Source organism: Kitasatospora sp. NPDC038210 (assembly GCF_055600605.1).
Genome location: NZ_JBVJYK010000015.1, coordinates 155,023 through 173,825 on the forward strand (window position 1 = coordinate 155,023; position 18,803 = coordinate 173,825).

Below are 18,803 nucleotides of genomic sequence, written 5' to 3' on the forward strand. Positions count from 1 at the left end.
GGCGTTCGGCCGGTCGGCGCGCGGCCGCCCGGCCCGTCGGCCCGGCGTCAGTCGTGCTGCAGCGTCGCCCAGAGGCCGTAGCCGTGCATCGCCTGGACGTCGCGCTCCATCTCCTCGCGGGAGCCACTGGAGACCACCGCCCGCCCCTTGGTGTGGACGTCCATCATCAACTTCCGGGCCTTGTCCTTCGGGTAGCCGAAGTAGGCCTGGAACACGTACTGGACGTAGCTCATCAGGTTGACCGCGTCGTTGTGCACGATGGTCACCCAGGGCGTGTCCGGCTCTGTCACCGGCAGCCCCTCGACCTCAGGGCGCTCGATCTCTGCGGGCGCGACACTCACGCCGGGTCCTCCTCGCTGCACACTCGTCCGTTGGTCCTCAAGCCCCATGCTGCCATCCGGGGGACACCCGGGCGATTCCGACCCGGTCCGCTCGGGGAGAAATCGTCACTCTGACGCTAAGTGGTAGTAGCATCATCCTCATGGACGCCACTTCAGTGCGCGCGGCCGGCTCGACCGCGCTGCTCACCGACCGCTACGAGCTCACCATGCTGCAGGCCGCCCTGCGCAGCGGGGCCGCGCACCGCCGCTCCGTCTTCGAGGTGTTCACCCGCCGCCTGCCGAACGGCCGCCGCTACGGCGTCATGGCCGGCACCGGCCGGGTGCTCGACGCCGTCGAGAACTTCCGCTTCTCCAGCGCCCAGCTCGACTGGCTGTCCGGACAGGACGTGGTCGACGAGGACACCCTGCGCTTCCTCGCCGACTACCGCTTCCGCGGCGACATCCACGGCTACCCCGAGGGTGAGGTCTACTTCCCCGGCTCGCCGCTGCTCACCGTCGAGGGCAGCTTCGCCGAGGCGGTGATCCTGGAGACGGTGATCCTCTCGATCCTCAACCACGACTCGGCGATCGCGGCCGCCGCCTCCCGGATGACCGCCGCCGCCGGCGGCCGCCCGGTGATCGAGATGGGTGCCCGCCGGGCCCACGAACAGGCCGCCGTCGCCGCGGCCCGGGCCGCCTACGTGGCCGGGTTCGCCGCCACCTCCGACCTGGAGGCCGGATTCACCCACGGCATCCCCACCACCGGCACCGCCGCGCACGCCTTCACCCTGGTGCACGACAGCGAGCGGGACGCCTTCCGCGCCCAGATCGCCTCGATGGGCAAGGGCACCACGCTGCTGGTCGACACCTTCGACCTGCACGAGGCCGTGCGCACCGCCGTCGAGGTCGCGGGCCCCGAGCTGGGCGCCGTCCGGATCGACTCCGGCGACCTCACCCTGCTGGCCCACCGGGTCCGCCGCCAGCTGGACGAGCTGGGCGCCGGGAACACCCGGATCATCGTGACCTCGGACCTGGACGAGTACGCGATCGCCGCCCTGGCCGCCGCGCCGGTGGACGGCTACGGCGTCGGGACCAGCCTGGTCACCGGCAGCGGGCACCCGACCTGCGCGATGGTCTACAAGCTGGTCGCCCGCGCCGGGACGGACGGCGGTCCGCTCGTGCCGGTGGCCAAGCGCGCGGCCGGCGGCAAGACCAGCATCGGCGGCCGCAAGTGGGCCGCCCGCCGGCCCGACGCCGACGGCGTGGCCGAGGCCGAGGTGGTCGGCACCGGGCCCGTCCCGGACGAGCTGCGGCCGCACCTCGTGCAGGTGCCGCTGGTGCGGGCCGGCGAGACGGTCGGCCGGGAGCCGCTGAGCGCCGCGCGCGAGCGCCACGTCCGCGCCCGGGCCGCGCTGCCGCTGTCGGCCACCCAGCTCTCCAAGGGCGACCCGGTGCTGCCGACCGAGCTGCTCCTGCCGGCCGACGTGGTGCTCTGACGGGGCGCGGCCCCGACCGACGCACCCCGTCCGACGCACCCCGTCCGGCGACCGACATACCCCGTCCGGACGGACGGCCCGCCCGCGGACGGACGCGGACGCCCGTGCGGGCGCCCGCACGGAGGCACCGGTCCGGACCACCGGACCCGCCTCCGGTCCGGCCACCGGACGGGCCCCGGGGCTTCCGCCCCCGCGCGGCACTCCCTAGAGTCAGCCGTAGAGTTCCCCGGAGCTCCCCGAGAACCCCCCGAGCCCGCACCGCCGGGCCGAGTACTCCCGAGGGCTCCCCCACCGGGGCGCCGCCTCCCGCGGGCCCCCGACATCCGAGGATGCGAGCCATGCACCGGGCACTGATCGTCGTCGACGTTCAGAACGACTTCTGCGAGGGCGGCAGCCTGGCCGTCGCCGGCGGCGCCGAGGTGGCCGCCGCCATCACCGACCTGATCGCCGAGTCCTCCCCCGGCTACCAGCACATCCTCGCCACCCGCGACCACCACATCGACCCGGGTGCGCACTTCTCCGCCGAGCCGGACTACGTCGACAGCTGGCCGCCGCACTGCGTGGCCGGCACCGAGGGCGTGGGCTTCCACCCCAACTTCGCGCCCTCCGTGATCTCCGGCGCGGTCGAGGCGGTCTTCGACAAGGGCGCCCACTCGGCGGCGTACAGCGGCTTCGAGGGGCTGGACGAGAACAACCGCGGTCCGGTGGAGTGGCTGCGCGAGCGGCAGGTCGACGCGGTCGACGTGGTGGGCATCGCCACCGACCACTGCGTCCGTGCGACGGCGCTGGACGCCGCCCGGGCGGGCTTCGCGACCCGCGTCCTGCTGGACCTCACCGCCGGGGTGGCTCCGGAGACCACCGCCGCCGCGCTGGAGGAGCTGCGGGCGGCCGGGGTCGAGCTGGTCGGCGCGCCGGTGGTCCGTTCCTGACGCACCCGGCGCCCGCGGCACCTCCGGTTCAGACCACCAGCAGCTCCACCACGTCCGTACCGCCGGCCAGGTGGGCCTCGCGCAGCTCGCCGCCGACCGCGTCCGGGTCGGCGGCGAGCCGGGCGCCGGAGACGTACACCACCCGGATGCCCAGGTACTCCATCCGGTGCTGGCCGCCGCGCACCCAGGCGGCCTCGCCCTCGCTGACGCAGCGCAGGTCCGAGTCCACCTCCACCGCGACACCGCGCTCGGGCCAGTAGAGGTCCGGGACGGCGATGTACGTACCGCCGCGCATCCGCAGCTCGGGGGCGTTCAACGGGACCGGCAGCAGCCACTCGTCCACCAGGTGGCCGAGCCGCTCCAGCACCGAGTCCCGCTCGGCCGCGAGGAGTTCGTCCAGCGCGGCACGCACCCGGGGCTCGTCGGTCAGCCCGGACTCGATCAGCTCCACGGCCAACTCCCGCACCGTGCAGCCGTTCTCGCGACGGGAGACGGCCTCGCGCAGCACCTCGCGCACCGGCGCCGGGGCTCCCGGGACCGCCGTCCACTCGCCGAGCGCGTCCGCGACCGCCCGGGCCACCGGCGCGCAGGCCAGGCCGTGCACCGAGTGGGCCACCAACTCCCGCTCGGTGCGCCGGATCCGCACCTCGCCGACGTCCTTCAGCCGACGCTGACGGGGGACCAGGACGTCCACCCCGGTCACCGCCGGCAGCCGCGGCACGGCCGCGAAGCCGTACAGCGCCAGCGCGGCCGCACCGGTGATCACCGCCCCCTCGCGACGACCCTCCTCACGGCCGTTCTGCGCGGCGTACAGCAGCGCGGCCCAGATCCGCTGCTCCGGGGTCGGCCCGTCGGACTGCAGCAGGTAGACCCGCGGCAGCATCCGCTGCCAGGGGCCGCCCCGACGGCAGTGCTCGGTGATGACGCGGGCCGGCACGCCCCGGGCGCGCAGCTGACTCGCGGTGACGACGTTCTGCTGACGCTTCGCCAGCTCCTCCAGCGACGGCGGAGGCGAGGGAATCCGGTAGCTCATGCCGACACCATCCCCAACCACCCCGACCCGCGACCGGGAGCCTGACGCACTGTTACGCAACCGTCGCTAAACCGGGATCAGCCCGCACTAAAGTCCTCATACCCTCACTCATTTGGAGTAATTGACGCCCAGCCGGTTGCCATATCTGATCGAAAACGATCGTCGACCTGGTCGCCTGACCCAGAGTGACCAAAGGCATACGGCGAGGGACCCTCCAGGCGTCAATCCCGCCCCGGGGATTGCCTAGGCTTACGTCATGTCACGTGACGAGACCGCCGGCCTCCGCGCGGCCCAGCTCCGCCTCGGCCGCCTGCCCGGATACGTCCGCCGCCCGGACCCCGCCCGCCGCAGCGGCGAGAAGGGCCATACGTACAAGAAGGGCTGGGAGGTCCGCTTCACCGCCCGCAGCGAGGCCGAGATAGCAGAGATCCGCGACCTGGTCGTCGCCGCCGGGTTCGCCCCGGCCAGACCGTTCTTCAAGGGCCACCAGCTCATCCAGCCGGTCTACGGCATGGCGGCGGTGCAGGCCTACCTGGCCGCTAGACAGGCGGCCGAGGAACACGCCGCCCGGGCCGCCGTCGGCGGCCGGCGACGGGCGCCGGGGCGGGGCTCCGGTGGGCACGCACCGACGGTTCACGCGGGCGGGGCGCACCCGGGCGGGACGCACGGCCCCGGTGCACACACCACCGGGGCGCACGCCGGCGGGACGCACGCCGGCGGGACGGCGCACCGCTGCGAGCGCGAGGAAGCGGCCGCCGGGGCAGCCGTGGCGGCTGCGGCCGCGGCAGCCACGGCCGCACAGGCCGCCCGGCGGCGGGCCGTCGAGTCCTTCCCCGCCCAGATCGAGCGGGACACCGCCGCCGACCGGATCTCCCCGTCGGAGGCCCGCACGACCACCTGACGACCACCCCGACGGACACCCCCCGACGGACGACCGCACCGTCCGTCCGCACCGCCCCGGCCGCCGAGGCCAGTTCCGGCCGCCGGGGCACGATCGACGGACGTCGACGGACGTCGACGGACCCCGGAGGACACCCCGTGCACCGACGGACACCCCCGCACGCCGGCGCCCGCGGTGGTGCACGGCCCGTGCCCACTCCGCGAGCGCGGTCCCGGATAGGGCCATGCGTGTGGTCGTGGTGACGCCCGTACCCGCATCCGCATCCCTCGTCACGGTGATCGCCGTTGTGGTCGTGAGTGCGGTTGTGCGGGTGGTTGTGCGGGCGCGGGTTCGCGCCGTGGGCGTGGACGCCAGCCTCCGGAGGGCCTACGGTGGCACATCAACTGCCTTGCAGCCACGGCCGTTCCACACCCTCTGACCAGCCGCGACGCTCTCGCACCTACGCTTCCCACGTCACTGCGCAGCACCACCCCGCCGGACCGGCGCCGGCCCCCCGCCAGCCCCGCCCGACCGCTCCACCGCCCCGTCGCACCCGGTCGCCACCGGAACCGGCCGGGCGGCAGCGGGTTCCGGGCATTCCATCGGATTGGTCACCCAGCGCACCGAGGGCCTACCGTAGAGTGAGCACAGATGATCGACCGTCAGAAACCCATCTCCCTTTCCGAGAAGACGAGATGACCAACCGTCACGCGACTTCAGCCGAGCCACCCCCGGGGCCCGGCGAGCCGGAGGACGTACCACTGGAGTTCACGGCCTTCTGTGAGCTCCACCGCCCCCGGTACCTCAGCTACGCCAGGGTGTGGCTGACCGAGCACGGCGACGCGGCCATCGCCGTCCAGCAGGCGTTCGCCGAAATCGCGGTGCACTGGCGCGAGTTGATGGGAAGCTCCAATCCGACCGCGCACGCCTGGGAGATCCTGCGCGGCACCGTCGCCGAGCGCACCCGCCGGGAGCCGCCGGACCCGGACCGCCACCCGGCCGACGACGACCTGGCGATCCTGCACTACGTCGTCGGCCTCGCCGCCCCCGAGATCGCCGACGTCATCGGCACCGACGCCGCCAGCGTGGCCGGACGGCTGCGCCGCACCATGCTGCGCGAGGCCTCCGGCTGGTGACCTCGGGCGCCACGCGGCCCACGCGCTCCCCGTGCCCCGCCGTGCGGCCCCGCGCGCCCTCCGGACGGCCTCAGACCCGCTCGCCCGTCACGTCGACCAGGTGGTGCACCGGGTCGTGGATCAGGTACCGGGAGAACGACTCGACGGTGAACCGCGCCCCGTCGCTCCGGCTCCCGGTCCGCCGCCACTGCTCGCCGGTCACCCGCTCGAAGCCCGCAGCCAGCGTCTCCGCCGCCTCCGCCAACTCCCCGGCCACCACCCGCGGCAGCTGCTCCCCGTAGCGCTCGGCGACGGCCGTCTCGTCCTGGTCCCAGTTCGAGAACAGCGGGTCGTCCTGGTCGAGCATCAGGTTCAGCCGGACGTGGAACAGCCGGAAGACGTCCCGGACGTGGCACGCGTACTCCAGGTGCGACCAGACCCCCGGCTCCGGCCGGCGACGCAGCTCCTCCTCGTCCCCGGCCAGCACCGCCAGCCAGCCCTCCGCGTTCGCCCGGATCATCCCGGCGACGTCCTCGCGCACCACCCGCGGCGTGTCCAACCCGCAGTCGGGGCAGGGGCGTTCGAGCACCCAGGTCCAGTCCTTGGTGTCGGGGACGATCTCCCCGGCGGCGGCGGTCACCGGAGTCCCGGCAGTCTCGGAGGTCCCCGCGTTCTCAGAAGTGCTCATGTGCCCAGCATGGCCGCCACCGCGGACACCCCACCAGCGGCAGGAACGCCAGCGGCCACCGAAATCCTGCCAGTCCGCCCCCGGGTCCTCGGTCCCCGCATCGCCCGAGCCGACCTCGCCGCCGCCGAAATGACCGACCGGACCGACCGGACCGACCGGACGAAAATGCGTGGACGAACCGGAAACCGTCCCACCATCCTGAACCGCATGACCGCCGACCTAGCCGCGCTCGCCGTGAAACCCACCCTGCACGGGCCCACCGTCCGCCTGGTCCCCCTCGACGGACGCCACACCGACCCGATGTGGGAGCTCTGCTCCGACGAGACGACCAACCGGCTCACCGGCACCCGCACCCGCTTCACCCGCGACCGGATCCACCAGTGGTGCACCACCCGCGCCGACCGGCCCGACCGCCTCGACCTCGCCGTCGAGGACCCCGCCACCGGCCGCTTCCTCGGTGAGACCGCCCTCACCGACGTCGACCCCGACAACGCCTCCGCCGAGTACCGGATCGCCCTCACCCCGGACAGCACCGGCCGCGGCATCGGCACCGAGACCACCCTCCTGGTCCTGCGCCACGCCTTCGAGACCGTCCGCCTCCACCGCGTCCGGCTCGAAGTCTTCGAGTACAACGAACGCGCCGCCCGCGCCTACCGCAAGTCCGGCTTCGCCCTGGAAGGCCGCGCCCGCCAGGCCCACCACTGGGACGGCCGCTACTGGGACGTCCTCCACATGGCCGCCCTACGGGAGGAATGGCTGAGCACTCACTGATACGTCCCGCCGTGCGGAGGCTGCTGGTACGGCGGCTGGGCTCCCCCGGCCGCCGCCCGCCTCCGCCGCCGCGCCTGGACCACCGCCACCGCCGACAGCCCCAGGACCACCGCGCCGGCCGCCGCCGCGCCGATCACGAGCCCGGTGTCGCCCCCGCCCCCACCACCGGCGGCCGCGGGCACCGGGGGCTCCACGGACGGCTGGTCCGTGTCGTCGCTCGCGTCGTCGCCGGGCGGCGTCCCCTTGGTCTCCGGCCGCTTCGCCAGCGGATTCTCCCGAGGCCCGCCGTCCACGGCCGGGTTCGGCTCCAGCGCCTTCGCGGGCGCGAGGATCCCGTAGCCGTAGTGGCTGTTGGGCACGACCGTCCCGTTGGCGGGAGGGGTAGCCGACTTGATCATCCGATTGATGACCTGCCCGGCCGACAGGTCCGGGTACTTGGACCGGATGAGCGCGGCAGTGGCGGAGACGTAGGCGGTCGAGTCGGAGGTGCCGCTCCCCGATGCGTAACTCGTCGCGGTCGCCGAAGCGTGGTAGATCCCCACGCCGGGCGCAACCAGTGTCGTCTCGGAACCTGGTGTGGATCGTTCCCACACGGCTCCCTTGGAGTCCGCTGCTCCCACGGCCACCACCCCGGGGAAGGCGGCCGGGTACTCGACGCCGGCCAGGCCCGACCCGCTGTTGCCCGTCCCGGCCACCACCACGACGTCTTTCGACACCGCGTAGTTGACAGCCTTTCGCAGCTGCGAGTCGAATCGCGACACCCCGGAGAGCGAGATGTTGACGACCTTCGCGTTGTGGTCCACCGCGAAACGAATCGCCTCCGCGAGTTCGCTCTTCGGGGAATCAGCACCTTGCGAGGAGTCAGGATTCTGCGAAGCGCCGGGGCTGGGGTTGTCCGCGTCCGTCGTCACCCGAACCGGAAGGATCTTCGCCTTCGGGGCCAGGCCCATCACCCCTGCTTGTGCACCGTGCCCGTGCCCGGCGATCAGGCTGGCCATCGCGGTGCCGTGACCGTCCTGGTCCAGGCGGCCGTCCGTGGCTCCGCCGGAGAAGTCAGCACCGGGAAGCACCTGCCCGGTCAGATCCTGATGGTCCTGGTTCACGCCGGTATCGATCACCGCGACGACCACCCCGTCGCCCTGGCTGACCGTCCAGACCTTCGCCTCGGCCTCGAAGAACGTCAGAGGCCACTGCTGGTCCCTGACCTGATCGGCCGAGGCCGCCGGAACGGCAAAGCCGACCATCAGTACGGCGGCGGCCAGAGCCGCCGCACCACGCGCCACCCGGCGGCTCGTCAAACCTGGTCACCCCACTCAGCGAGGCATCCCGCAGACCACCGACCTGCGGGATGCGATCAGATCACCCGTCCGTCCACGGACCGGCCTCATTCCACCACGTTCGGGTTCGCCGGCTCGTCCGACGCCCAGGTCTCCTCGTCCTCGACGAGGTAGTCCGGCCGCTTGCCGTCCTTCTCGCGGTCCTTCCTGCGTCCCTGTGCCCCGCTCGGCGGGACGCCGGGCGACATGCCGTTCGCACTCGCGGCACCCGGCTCGCTCCGGACTCGATTCCGCGCTCCCAGCCCGGATCCGCCTTCCGTGAACGCCTGCTTGCCCGGTGATCCCGCCCCCGGTTTCGCCGTCTCCCCGGCGGAACCGATCGGCCGCACCGGAGACCCGGTCGTCTGCTTGCCTCCGGGCGGCAGTCCACGCCCTCCGGCTCCCGAGGAGACCTCGCCACCGCCGACCCGCCCACCGCGCGGCGCAGCGCCCTCCACCGGCGCGACGCCGACAGACAGTCTCCTGTCACCGGCGCCGACCTTGCCCTGGCCGACAACCGGCCCGATCGGCGAAGGGGCCGGGTTCGGGGCCGCAGGTCGGACGGTCTCATGCCCGCCACCGCCCCCGAGCGGCCCGTTGGCAGGTCTCCCGGTTTGGACTGCGTCCAGCCCGGAGGGCTGCGTCCCGGCGAGCACTGGGCTCGGCACGGTCCCGCTCGGAACGGGCACCGGCCTGCCGGAGATCCCGTCACCCGGACCACGACTCGGAGGACCCGACGGCTTCGCCGGAGCCTGCGCCGTGCCGCCCTTGATGCCCGAGTCCGTCGGAACCGACGCACCCTTCACGGCGGAGCGCGCCGCCGTCGGGGACTGGGCGGACCTCGGTCGTTGCACGGACGGTCCGCCGGTCACCCGCGACGACACTCCCGACACGCCGATCGACGTACCCGACACCATCGCGGCCGCTGCGGCCGCCGCCCCGCTCGGATCGTCCTGCGAGCCCCCGTCAGGTGATTCGATCCTCGTCGGCGGCTTCTTCGGATCGTAGGGCTGCGGAGCCTTCAGCGCCGGGGTCGCGATGCGGTAGTGCATGGCGAGGGTCTGCATGACGGTGGCGGCTTCGGCCTTCTTGCGGTCGGCGATGGGGATGTGTTCGTCGTCGCCGCCGCCGAAGACGGAGGCGAGGCCGTCGCCGACGTGGTCCTTGAAGGTGTCCCAGTTGCCCGGCTCCTCGGGCATCTCGCGTTTGGCCTTGGCCATGGCCTCGGAGACGCTGTGGAGGATGTTGGCCGCGTCGTTGGCGTAGGCGGCGGCGTTGTTGATGCCGGCGGCCAGGTTGAGCATGCGGGTGTGGAAGGCGTCGCTGGTGGTGCCTTCCCAGGTGGTGGCGGCTTCGGTGCTGGCATTGGTGAGGGTCAGGCGGATCTGCTTGAGGGTGTCGGAGGCCGCGCGCCAGGGGTCGCCGGCGGCCATGACCGCACCGGGGTCGAGGGCCTGTGCCATGGTGCGGAGTTGGGCGTGGCTGTACTTGGTGAAGTCGGTGTAGACCACGGGCGGTTCGCCTCCGTTCGGGTCCGGGCGGGCGGCCGCTAGATGGTGGCGTTGCCGCGGTTGGACGGGGTGAGGTTCTTCTCGTGCGCGGCCTGGCTGGTGGCGGAGGGCTGTGCGACGGACCAGCCGTCACCGTTGAGCTTGAGCTTCTGCGCGGTGTGCTGGTCCTGTTCCTCGTAGTTGGTGGCGGTGAGGTCGGCGTTCAGCTGGGCCTCGTTCACCGCTTCCTGGAGCTGGTTGAGGACGTCGCGCAGCGCGTCCCGCATGGTGCTGTAGCGGCCGTGGATCTCGGCGGCTTCGGCGAACTCGCCGAAGGCGTTCTTGCCGACGCCGCTGCGCCCGTGGGTGTCGGTGCCGTCGGCGTGTTTCTGGAAGTCGGCGAGCAGGAGCCGCACTTGGCCGGCGAAGGCGCGGAGTTGTTCGATCTCGACGCGGTAGCCCTGGCCGGCTCCGCCGGTCGAACCGGTACCCGTGCCTGATCCCATTTCGGCGCCTCCCCCGTGCGTCCGTCCCTGGCGGTCGGGGCCGGGCCCCGGTGCCTCATGTCTAACACACCGGTTCCGAATCCTGCCCCGGGCTTGGTCAGTTCGCGGTCGTCCCGTCGCGCAGGGCTTCGGCGAGGGCGCGGCGGCACAGGGAGTCGGCGTGCCGGGTGGTCTCGGGGAGGCGGTAGCGGCGGGCGAGGTCGAGGGTGGTGCGGACGGCGGTGTCGAGGCCGATCCGGTGGCCGACGGAGACGAAGACGGGTTTGACGCCGGGTCGGGTGCGGACGGCGCGGCCGACTTCTTCGCCGGTGGCGGGGTCGGTGAGCGGGGTCCAGGAGCCGCGGGGCGCGTCGGGTTCGTGGTGGTCGAAGGTGAAGGGGGTCTTGGCAACGCCGAGGGTGCGCAGGCCGGTGACGACGCCGAGGTGGCTGGCGAGGCCGAGGCGGCGGGGGTGGGCGAGGCCGTAGCCGTCGCAGACGACGGTGTCGGGGGTGCGGGTGAGGGCGGCCAGTGCGTCGAGTACGGCGGGGAGTTCGCGGAAGGCGAGGAGTCCCGGGAGGTAGGGGAAGGCGATCCGGCCGACGGCGGTGGCCTGTTCGACGACGTCCAGGGTGTCCCGGTCGAGCAGGACGGCCGCTGCGACGACGAGGTCGCGGTCGTCGTCGTAGGCGACGTCCACGCCGGCGATCAGGTCACCGGGGGCGTCCTCGTCGTCGTGGGCCCGGACGAGCGGGCGCAGCCGCTGCTGTTCGGCGAGTGCTGCGGCCTCGGTGGTGGGCCAGTCGGCGGGCACGGGCACGGTCGGTTCCCCCGGGGAGTGGTGGTGCTGCGCGGTGGGCGCGGCGTTTGCGTGGTGGTGCGTGTCGTCGACGCGCTGCGGTTCACCGTACAGACCGGGGCGGACGACCCCGGGGTGAGCCCGTGCGCCCCCTGTGCTCCCGGGTGGGGGGACTAGCCTGGACGTATCGAACTGCCGTGCCGGGTAGGACTCCTGGAACCGGCACCACTCCCGCCCGTTTCCCCCGACGTGCGAAGGACCCCCGCCATGCCGCGTCCCTCCGCTGCCCAGGCCTGCCTCGGCTCGTTCACCGTCGTCGCCGCCACGGTGGCGCTGCTGGCCGTTTCGGGCGCCTCGGGCGTCCTGGCGGTCGCGGTCGTGGTGGTCGTCGCGTTGGCACTCGGCACCGTGGTGACGGTGCTGTCGCTCTCCCGCTCGGCGGCCACTGCCGCGACCGCCGGCACCGCCGCAACCACCGAGCCGGGCCCGGTCGAGACGCCCCGCGCCACCCCGGCCGGCCCGACCGCCCCCGAGCGCGCGTACGCCCGGCAGCGCTGATCCGCCGCCGGGCGCAGGAGCGTTCCGCGCCGCCGCTCAGACTTCCGTGGTGACCACCACGGTCTTCGCGGCCTTGTCGTGGATGCACTGCCGGTACGGCTTGTCGAAGACGCCGAAGAGCAGGTCGATGACCCACCAGAGGGCGGCGCAGCAGAGCAGGGCCGGGAGGATGAAGACCGCCGAGCGGGTCCAGGCGGCGGACTGGGTCGGGATGTTGCCGTCGATGAGCATGGCGACGCGGACCTTCGTCGCCTTCTTTCCGAGGGTCTGGCCGTCCCGGCTGAGCATCAGGGCGTCGTAGACGAGGTAGATGAGGCAGGCGAGCCAGAACGCCTCGGCGGAGCCGCTGCGCGCACCGAGGTCGACGAAGGGGCCCACCACGATCAGGGCGACGGCCTGCACGAGGAGGTAGTCGATCAGCCGGGCGAGGATCCGCTTGGGCCAGGTGCCGAGCGGCGGCATGCCGGGGACGGGTCCGCCGCCGGGCGTCCCGTACGCGCCGGGGCCGTAGCCGGTGCCGTAGCCGGGCGGGGGCTGGTCGTACGGATTGTGGTCGTACGGGGTCCGGCCGTGGGCGGGTCCGCTCTGCGCGGTCCCGCCGTAGGTGCCCTGGTAGGCGCCGGGGCCGCCGGGCTCACCGCCGGGCGGGCCTTGCGGCGGCTCTTCGGGCGGGGTCGGGCCCGACGGCTCGCCTTCCGGCGCGCCGCCGCCCGGCTGGGGGGACTGCTTGTCGAAGGAGGGCTTGCCGCCCCCCTCCGGCTGGGGGCCTGAGGGGTCGTGGGTGCTCATGCCCCGAGTAGAACATCACACATTCTCAGGGTTCGGGATATTTCGCCCGTTTTGCTGTCGCTGCCACGGAAGGGCCGAGGGGCTCGGCGTCTCAGACCCGCACCACCCGGGTGCGGGCCGCGCGGTCCTGCCAGCCGCGCCTCGCCGGACGGTCGAACACCGGCCAGACCAGGCCGAGCAGCAGCACCGCGCCCACCTGTCGCACGGTCCACCGGAGCAGTGACCGGCCGAGGCTCAGCCGGGTGCGGGCGGGGGACGCGGCGTCCACCACGCGGATCCGGGCCAGCCGCTTGCCGAAGGTCTGGCCGGTGCGGGCGATCGGCAGCACCTCGTAGAGCAGGCCGACGAGGAGAAGGATGCCGATCAGCACGGCGATCTTGCCCAGCACCACGTCGTCCACCAGCCAGACCTGGACCTGACGGCGGGTGAGGGCGCTGGCCATCCGGGCCTGGTCGAGCTTCTGCTGGAGGTGGTCGGAGACCGAGCGTCCGAGCGGGATGGCGGCGGCGACGGCGACCACCAGCAGCACGACGGTGTCCACCGCCCGGGCCGCGAGCCGGCGCCCCAGCCCGGCCGGCACCGCGGCGGGGGCGGCGGAGCGACGACGGGCGGCGGCCTTCCGGGCCGGCCCCACGGCGGGCAGCGGGGCGGTCGGGGCGACGGCGGCGGGTGCACCGCGCCTCGCGGAACCGGCGGACCCGGCCGACTTGGCAGGCGCAGCGCCCGTGGCGGAGCCACCGGGGCCCGTCCCCTCGGCCGCCGTCTCCTCCACCACCGGCACCGCACCCGCGGCCTCGACGGGCGGGACCTCGGCGGGCGCGGATTCAACGGGTGCGGATTCAACGGGTGCGGCTTCGACGGGCGCGGCTTCGACGGACGGAGCCGGGGCCTTCCGCAGGGCCACTGCCGCAGCGGGTGCGACGGCGGCAGCCGGCGCCACGGCTGCCGGAGCGCGCTCCGGTTCCGCACGCCCGTCCTCCTCGTCGGGCGCCCCCGGAAGCACCCCCCAGGAGACCCAGCGCGGCGCGCCGCCGGTCTCCATCAGCCCACGTTGCGCCCCCGGATCGGCCTGCCATCCCGACTCCCCCGGGGCCGCCTCCGGCACCGGCGCCGGCGCCGGCCCGGGCAGCGCGGCCACCGCCGGCTCCGCGAAGCCCCCGGCGAACGCCGCGCCCGCCGGGCCCCCCTCCCCGAACGACGGGTCCGACATCGCGGTGCCCCCGGCGCCCGCGCCCGCGGCCGACGACGTCGACGACGCCGGCCCGACCGTCCGGAACACCGGACCGCCGATCACCTCCGCCACCCGCGGCCCGATCACGAAGGACGCCCCGCCCGTGGTCTGGTCGAAGTACACCGGCCCGGTGTCGCCCCCGCCCGCCGGCGGCCGCCCCTCCGGCACCGGCATGGGCGCAGGCGCCGGCACGGCGGCCGCCGGAACCACCGGTGGCGGCACCGCCCGCGCCGGCGGTCGGCCCGGGGCGGGCCGCCGGGCCGCGTACCGGGGCGGCTCCAGCAGCTCGCCCTCGGCGGGCGCGGGCCGGCTGGTGCCGGGCACCCAGGCCGAGCCGCCCCAGTACCGGACGAAGCCGGGGATGGAGGGGTCGGGGTAGTAGCCCGGCTGGGGCGCGACGGCCGGGTCGCCTCCGTCGGCGAAGGAGCGGTCCGTCATGGGGGTCTTCTTTCCTGGCAGGTCCTGACGAGGGCAAGGAGAAGGACGGTGGCGGGCGGCGAGGGCCGCGGGAGAGCCGGATGCGGCCGCCCGGGACCGACGAAACCAGTGGAGCGGTGGAGCCGGTGGAGCCGACGAAGCCAGTGGAGCCGGTGGAACCGTGAGTCGACGTGCGCCGCGTCCGCCCGCGCGCACAACCCGGCGCGCCCGGCGCTCGGCGCGCGTGGGGCACCACCGATGGGCGGACAGTCGCCGGGCAGTCACAAAGGGTAGTACCTCGTCGGAGCCCTGACGGGAAGTTCGCGAATCCCCGGACAGCGCCGGGCCGCTCGCGATAAAGAACCAGGCGCGCGGCGAACGCTCGCACGCCGCGCGACCGCCCCCTTCACCACCCCTCGTCGAACTTCCCGAAGAAATCCCGGAAACGTGTGTAAGAGCCGGTGCGGACCGCCCTCTCAAAGGTCACAGGGCCCGGAACCGGGCACACCCCGCAGGCAGAGAGGAAGACGATCATGGAACGCCACGTCAGCGTCGTCGAGCACGAGCTGGAACTCAACCTGGTGCTCTCGCCCGAGCACAGCGTCCCCGTCCCGGCGCGGCTGTCCTACGGCAGCCACGACCCGTACGCGGTCTACATCACCTTCCACCTGGACACCGGCTCCCCGGTGACCTGGGTGTTCGCCCGCGAGCTGCTGGTCGAAGGCACCTTCCGCCCGTGCGGCCAGGGCGACGTGCGGATCTGGCCGACGCGGTCGGGCCGGCGCAGCGTGCTCTGTCTGGCGCTGAGCTCGCCCGCCGGCGACGCGCTGCTGGAGGCGCCGCTGCCGGCCGTCGCGGCCTGGCTGGAGCGGGCGCACCGCCTGGTGCCGCCGGGCAGCGAGCTGGCCGCGCTGGACATGGACGGTTCGCTCGCCGAGCTGCTCGCGTAGGCGTGCGCCGCAGCATGCAGCGCGCGCAGCACCACGCACCGGAGCGAGGAAGCAGGAGCGGCGCCCCCGTCGGCTCAGCGGGCCGCGGGGGCCTGCTGACGACCGCGGGCGGCGTCGGGGCCGCCGGCGTCGCGCTGTCCGGGCAGCCGGATCGCCGGCACGCCGGCGGAGCGTCGCCGCGCCCCTATCCGGATCGCGGCGGCCAGCAGGAAGCAGAGGCCGACCCAGGGGTAGACCGAGGTCGGCAGCTGGCGCCACGGTGACATGTGGAGGACGGCCACGCCGACCGGCTTCGCCGCCCACATCGCGAAGGAGAGGAAGGCGACCAGCGTGGCCCAGAAGACCGCCCGCCAGCGCAGTCGCCGGACGCCGGCCGGGCGGGCGTGCTCGACGGAGGCCTCGGCGGCGAGCAGGACGAGCAGCGGCACGCACCAGACCCAGTGGTGGGTCCAGCTGATCGGGGAGATCAGCACGGCGGTGACGGCCGCGCAGCAGACGCCCCAGGCCTCGGCCCGGGGCAGCCAGCGGGCGCTGCGGGCGGCCCAGGCGGCGACGGCGAGGCCGGTCACCGCGACCAGGCCGGCCCCGAGGGTGGCGACGGTGCCGGGGTCGGCGCTGTGCAGCAGGCGGGCGAAGGCGCCGCGCAGCGACTGGTTGTCGACGATCCAGGTCTTGCCGACCCGGGAGGAGTCGTAGAGGTACTTGGTCCAGAAGCCCCAGGTGGCGTCGGGCAGCACGAGGGCGCCGAGCAGGAAGGTGCCGAGGAAGGTGAGGCCGGCCACGAAGGCGGCCCGGATCCGGCCGGTGACCAGCAGGTAGACGGCGAACAGGCCGGGGGTGAGCTTGATGCCGGCGGCGATGCCGATCGCCACGCCCTTGCTGCGGCGCCCGTCCGGGCGGGTGAGGTCCCAGAGGACCAGGCAGGCGAGCGCGAGGTTGATCTGGCCGTAGCGGAGCGTGGTGAAGACGGGCTCCAGCCAGACCCCGAGGCCGGTCACCAGGATCACGCCGATCGGCCGCAGCTCGCGGCGCGGCCAGCCGACCAGCTTGAACGACAGGTGGGTCAGCAGGGCGAGCAGCCCGACGTTGCCGAGAGTGATCACGATCCGGAGGACGGGGACCGGGAACCAGGTGGTCGGGACGAACAGCATCGCCGCGAACGGGGGGTACGTCGCGGGCAGGTTCCACTCGGTGACGCGCAGCCCGTACAGGTCGGAGCCGTCGGCGACGGCGGCGCCCTCGGCCCGGTAGACGATCATGTCCACCATCGAGGTGTGGACGAAGTGGCGCACCACTGCGTACACGACCAGGGAGAACAGGGCCAGCGCGGAGGCGGCCAGCAGCGGACGGCGGGGGGCCTCGCGCAGGGCCCGGACGGGAGCGCCGAGCACGCGGCGCAGCCGGTCCGACAGGGGCTCGGGCGAGGGGTCGGGTGCGGTCCGCACCGGGCTTCGCTCGTCTTGCACCGCTGTCACTGTCCACTCCGTCCACCGCTCGGCCAACCAGCGACGATACCGGATGCCACCCGAACGGTACGGGACTCGTTCGACTACGGAACGCGACAAAGGCGCCCCGGCCGGCCGCGCAGTGGCTCGGGGTGGAGCTCGGAGCGCGGACGGCCGGGGCGGGGAGGGCCACCAGGGCCCGGGAGGGGCGTGGGCGGTCAGCCCGTGTACGCCCCCAGGGCCCGGGTGAAGTCCAGCGGCTGCTGGACGATGCTGCTGCAGGTGGCGTCGGCGTAGCCCTTGGCGCCACCGTCGCAGGCCTTGTCGCGGGTGCCGGACCACATGGCCAGCCAGGCGAGGTGCTTGGCCTTGGCGAAGTCGGCGAGCTGCTTGGCGTCGGCCACGGTGAAGACCTCGCTGGCCACGTCGTTGACGCCGATCATCGGGGTGACCGCGACCCTGCGCCAGGCGGCCGCGTCGTCCAGCCCCAGCACGCTCTTGACCTGGGCCTGGGTGGCGGTGGCCGCGGCGATCGCGTACTTGCCCATCTGGCCCTGCGGGTTGGGGGCGACGCCGTCGCCGAAGTCCATCGCCATGATGTTGACGGCGCCGATCGCGACGCCGTTGGCCTTGGCGTCGGCGACGAGGTTGACGCCGTCCTGGGTCAGGCCGGAGGGCAGCGCGGGCAGGGTGTAGGAGACGTCGATGGCCTTGCCCTTGGCGGCGGCGTTCTTCTGCAGCTGGGCGACGGCCTGGGCGCGCCGGGTGTTGGCGGCGGCGTCGGCGATCGCGCCGCCCTCGACGTCGAAGTCCAGCTTGGTGGCGCCGTACGCGTCCACGACCTTCTGGTACGCGGCCGTGAGGTCGGCGGTGGAGGAGCAGGCGAGGGCCAGTTCGCTGCCGTTGGCGCCGCCGAAGGAGATCCGGACGTCGCCGCCGATCGCCCGCAGCGCGCCGATCTGGGCGGCCACCGCGTCGGCCGACAGGTCGCTGACGCCGCCCCACTTGGGCACGCAGCCGCCGCCGGACACCACGAAGGCGAGGTTGAAGTTCTTCACGCCGCTCGCCTTGGCGGTGGCGACCAGGTCGTACGGCGGGTACAGCGAGGTGTCCACGTACGGGGCGAAGCCGGCCCCGGCGCCGACCGGAGGAACGGGCACACCGGTCGCCGTGGGGGTGACGGTCGGGGTGGGGGTCGGCGCCGGGGTGGTCGGCTTCGCCGTGGCGGTGGGGCTGGGCTTGGCGGTGGCGGTCGGGGTGGCACTCGCCGTCGCGGTGGGGGAAGCGGTCGGGGTGGCCGTGGCGGTGGCGGTCGGACGCCCGGAGGGGGTGGGCGGCGTCCCGTCGCCCGCCTTGCAGGAGACGTTGTTGATCAGGCAGTTCCCCGGCTCGGCCTGCGCCGCGCCCGCGCCCTGCGCGACGAAGCCGACCACCACGCTCTTGCCGGGCTCCAGTCGCTTGCTCCAGGACTCCGGCCTGACCGTGACGTGCTGCCCCTGGGTGGTGAAGGTGGCGTTCCAGAGCGAGTCGATCTTCGCGCCGGCCGGCAGGTCGAAGCTGAGCGTCCAGTCCTCGATCGGGCGGCTGTCCGGGTTGGTGACCAGGTACTGGCCGGTGTAGCCGGCGTCCCAGGTGCTGGTGCGGCTGTAGACGGCGCCGAGCGAGGCGGCGCTTGCCGAGGAGGCGAGGACGACCGTCCCGCCCGCGACCAGGGCGGCGGCGACCGCGGCGGCCCCGACGATCGCGCCCTTGCGGCTGCGCCTGCGACGGCCGGAGCGGCGGGTGGGCTGGGTGGTCATGGCGCGTTACCTCCGCGGGTGACGTCGGTCGGCCGCCGTCCGGGGCGCGGGGTGCCTGCGGACGTCCGGGCGGCCGGCCCGGCTCGGTCGGGTGACCGGCGCGACCGACGCTAGCGGCGGCCCGGGGGCCGGAACGGCTTGCTGAGAGAGGGGTAGAACTCCCTTAGGCCGCAGTTAAGGAAGACCCCTCCGCCGACCCGCCGTCACCACCGGAACCACCGTCACCACCGGAGGCCGCCGTCACCACCGGAGGCCGCCGGAGCCCGCCATCAACCGCCGGAACCGCGACCGC

At 74.0% G+C, this 18,803-nt stretch carries 18 protein-coding genes; 7 read left to right on the forward strand and 11 right to left on the reverse strand.

The window, feature by feature from the left end; translation table 11 throughout:
• Nucleotides 1-47 precede the first annotated feature (47 nt).
• A complete protein-coding gene (clpS, locus tag ACZ7KX_RS28500; protein WP_350521807.1) occupies nucleotides 48-341 on the reverse strand; it encodes an ATP-dependent Clp protease adapter ClpS in 294 nt (97 codons plus the stop codon).
• Between the two features lie 140 nt (nucleotides 342-481).
• On the opposite strand from clpS, the gene ACZ7KX_RS28505 reads away from it, so the two are divergent.
• Together ACZ7KX_RS28505 and ACZ7KX_RS28510 are read left to right on the forward strand one after the other, a co-directional pair.
• Complete coding sequence (locus ACZ7KX_RS28505) at nucleotides 482-1,816, forward strand: nicotinate phosphoribosyltransferase (protein WP_470328955.1); 1,335 nt, start codon at nucleotides 482-484, stop codon at nucleotides 1,814-1,816.
• A 338-nt stretch (nucleotides 1,817-2,154) separates the two neighbouring features.
• Entirely contained in the window at nucleotides 2,155-2,745 is a 591-nt protein-coding gene (locus tag ACZ7KX_RS28510; RefSeq protein ID WP_350521805.1) for an isochorismatase family protein, read from the forward strand.
• A 28-nt stretch (nucleotides 2,746-2,773) separates the two neighbouring features.
• Here the strand turns inward: ACZ7KX_RS28510 and ACZ7KX_RS28515 are convergent, their stop codons facing one another.
• Nucleotides 2,774-3,778, reverse strand: coding sequence for a hypothetical protein (locus tag ACZ7KX_RS28515; protein WP_470328956.1), 1,005 nt, complete (start codon nucleotides 3,776-3,778; stop codon nucleotides 2,774-2,776).
• A 256-nt stretch (nucleotides 3,779-4,034) separates the two neighbouring features.
• Here ACZ7KX_RS28515 and ACZ7KX_RS28520 point away from each other — a divergent pair, with 256 nt between their 5' ends.
• Both ACZ7KX_RS28520 and ACZ7KX_RS28525 read left to right on the forward strand, forming a co-directional pair.
• Nucleotides 4,035-4,679, forward strand: a complete 645-nt coding sequence (locus ACZ7KX_RS28520; protein WP_470328957.1) for a hypothetical protein — start codon at nucleotides 4,035-4,037, stop codon at nucleotides 4,677-4,679.
• A gap of 674 nt (nucleotides 4,680-5,353) precedes the next feature.
• Nucleotides 5,354-5,794, forward strand: a complete 441-nt coding sequence (locus tag ACZ7KX_RS28525; protein WP_350521802.1) for an RNA polymerase sigma factor — start codon at nucleotides 5,354-5,356, stop codon at nucleotides 5,792-5,794.
• 70 nt (nucleotides 5,795-5,864) lie between these two features.
• Here the strand turns inward: ACZ7KX_RS28525 and ACZ7KX_RS28530 are convergent, their stop codons facing one another.
• Nucleotides 5,865-6,461, reverse strand: a complete 597-nt coding sequence (locus ACZ7KX_RS28530) for a DinB family protein (protein WP_470328958.1) — start codon at nucleotides 6,459-6,461, stop codon at nucleotides 5,865-5,867.
• A gap of 207 nt (nucleotides 6,462-6,668) precedes the next feature.
• Here ACZ7KX_RS28530 and ACZ7KX_RS28535 point away from each other — a divergent pair, with 207 nt between their 5' ends.
• The gene (locus tag ACZ7KX_RS28535) at nucleotides 6,669-7,232 is read left to right on the forward strand and encodes a GNAT family N-acetyltransferase (RefSeq protein ID WP_470328959.1); all 564 of its coding nucleotides are present in this window, start codon (nucleotides 6,669-6,671) and stop codon (nucleotides 7,230-7,232) included.
• On the opposite strand, the gene mycP is transcribed toward ACZ7KX_RS28535, so the two are convergent.
• The 4 genes from mycP to ACZ7KX_RS28555 form a co-directional block, all read right to left on the reverse strand.
• Complete coding sequence (gene mycP, locus ACZ7KX_RS28540) at nucleotides 7,226-8,530, reverse strand: type VII secretion-associated serine protease mycosin (RefSeq protein WP_470328960.1); 1,305 nt, start codon at nucleotides 8,528-8,530, stop codon at nucleotides 7,226-7,228. The genes ACZ7KX_RS28535 and mycP overlap by 7 nt on opposite strands.
• Nucleotides 8,531-8,616: 86 nt before the next feature.
• Nucleotides 8,617-10,059, reverse strand: coding sequence for a WXG100 family type VII secretion target (locus ACZ7KX_RS28545; RefSeq protein ID WP_470328961.1), 1,443 nt, complete (start codon nucleotides 10,057-10,059; stop codon nucleotides 8,617-8,619).
• Nucleotides 10,060-10,097: 38 nt separating this feature from the next.
• The gene (locus ACZ7KX_RS28550; RefSeq protein ID WP_470328962.1) at nucleotides 10,098-10,544 is read right to left on the reverse strand and encodes a hypothetical protein; all 447 of its coding nucleotides are present in this window, start codon (nucleotides 10,542-10,544) and stop codon (nucleotides 10,098-10,100) included.
• A gap of 97 nt (nucleotides 10,545-10,641) precedes the next feature.
• A complete protein-coding gene (locus tag ACZ7KX_RS28555; protein ID WP_350521796.1) occupies nucleotides 10,642-11,343 on the reverse strand; it encodes an endonuclease V in 702 nt (233 codons plus the stop codon).
• A gap of 246 nt (nucleotides 11,344-11,589) precedes the next feature.
• On the opposite strand from ACZ7KX_RS28555, the gene ACZ7KX_RS28560 reads away from it, so the two are divergent.
• Nucleotides 11,590-11,880 (forward strand): hypothetical protein, encoded by a 291-nt coding sequence (locus ACZ7KX_RS28560; protein ID WP_470328963.1) that lies wholly within the window; start codon nucleotides 11,590-11,592, stop codon nucleotides 11,878-11,880.
• A 36-nt stretch (nucleotides 11,881-11,916) separates the two neighbouring features.
• On the opposite strand, the gene ACZ7KX_RS28565 is transcribed toward ACZ7KX_RS28560, so the two are convergent.
• Nucleotides 11,917-12,669 (reverse strand): RDD family protein, encoded by a 753-nt coding sequence (locus ACZ7KX_RS28565; RefSeq protein ID WP_470328964.1) that lies wholly within the window; start codon nucleotides 12,667-12,669, stop codon nucleotides 11,917-11,919.
• Between the two features lie 91 nt (nucleotides 12,670-12,760).
• On the reverse strand, nucleotides 12,761-14,338 hold the full coding sequence (locus ACZ7KX_RS28570) for an RDD family protein (RefSeq protein WP_470328965.1): 1,578 nt from the start codon (nucleotides 14,336-14,338) through the stop codon (nucleotides 12,761-12,763).
• 512 nt (nucleotides 14,339-14,850) lie between these two features.
• On the opposite strand from ACZ7KX_RS28570, the gene ACZ7KX_RS28575 reads away from it, so the two are divergent.
• The gene (locus tag ACZ7KX_RS28575) at nucleotides 14,851-15,267 is read left to right on the forward strand and encodes an SsgA family sporulation/cell division regulator (RefSeq protein WP_350521792.1); all 417 of its coding nucleotides are present in this window, start codon (nucleotides 14,851-14,853) and stop codon (nucleotides 15,265-15,267) included.
• A gap of 74 nt (nucleotides 15,268-15,341) precedes the next feature.
• Here the strand turns inward: ACZ7KX_RS28575 and ACZ7KX_RS28580 are convergent, their stop codons facing one another.
• Together ACZ7KX_RS28580 and ACZ7KX_RS28585 are read right to left on the reverse strand one after the other, a co-directional pair.
• A complete protein-coding gene (locus ACZ7KX_RS28580; RefSeq protein ID WP_470328966.1) occupies nucleotides 15,342-16,733 on the reverse strand; it encodes a glycosyltransferase 87 family protein in 1,392 nt (463 codons plus the stop codon).
• A 197-nt stretch (nucleotides 16,734-16,930) separates the two neighbouring features.
• Nucleotides 16,931-18,511, reverse strand: coding sequence for a glycoside hydrolase family 18 protein (locus ACZ7KX_RS28585; RefSeq protein ID WP_470328967.1), 1,581 nt, complete (start codon nucleotides 18,509-18,511; stop codon nucleotides 16,931-16,933).
• Between the last annotated feature and the right edge of the window lie 292 nt (nucleotides 18,512-18,803).

Bases quoted from the DNA above. Each gene is read 5' to 3' on its own strand.
- ACZ7KX_RS28505 (WP_470328955.1), top strand. From the start codon at position 482: ATGGACGCCACTTCAGTGCGCGCGGCCGGCTCGACCGCGCTGCTCACC.
- ACZ7KX_RS28510 (WP_350521805.1), top strand. From the start codon at position 2,155: ATGCACCGGGCACTGATCGTCGTCGACGTTCAGAACGACTTCTGCGAG.
- ACZ7KX_RS28515 (WP_470328956.1), bottom strand. From the start codon at position 3,778: ATGAGCTACCGGATTCCCTCGCCTCCGCCGTCGCTGGAGGAGCTGGCG.
- ACZ7KX_RS28520 (WP_470328957.1), top strand. From the start codon at position 4,035: ATGTCACGTGACGAGACCGCCGGCCTCCGCGCGGCCCAGCTCCGCCTC.
- ACZ7KX_RS28525 (WP_350521802.1), top strand. From the start codon at position 5,354: ATGACCAACCGTCACGCGACTTCAGCCGAGCCACCCCCGGGGCCCGGC.
- ACZ7KX_RS28530 (WP_470328958.1), bottom strand. From the start codon at position 6,461: ATGAGCACTTCTGAGAACGCGGGGACCTCCGAGACTGCCGGGACTCCG.
- ACZ7KX_RS28535 (WP_470328959.1), top strand. From the start codon at position 6,669: ATGACCGCCGACCTAGCCGCGCTCGCCGTGAAACCCACCCTGCACGGG.
- ACZ7KX_RS28550 (WP_470328962.1), bottom strand. From the start codon at position 10,544: ATGGGATCAGGCACGGGTACCGGTTCGACCGGCGGAGCCGGCCAGGGC.
- ACZ7KX_RS28560 (WP_470328963.1), top strand. From the start codon at position 11,590: ATGCCGCGTCCCTCCGCTGCCCAGGCCTGCCTCGGCTCGTTCACCGTC.
- ACZ7KX_RS28565 (WP_470328964.1), bottom strand. From the start codon at position 12,669: ATGAGCACCCACGACCCCTCAGGCCCCCAGCCGGAGGGGGGCGGCAAG.
- ACZ7KX_RS28570 (WP_470328965.1), bottom strand. From the start codon at position 14,338: ATGACGGACCGCTCCTTCGCCGACGGAGGCGACCCGGCCGTCGCGCCC.
- ACZ7KX_RS28575 (WP_350521792.1), top strand. From the start codon at position 14,851: ATGGAACGCCACGTCAGCGTCGTCGAGCACGAGCTGGAACTCAACCTG.
- ACZ7KX_RS28585 (WP_470328967.1), bottom strand. From the start codon at position 18,511: ATGACCACCCAGCCCACCCGCCGCTCCGGCCGTCGCAGGCGCAGCCGC.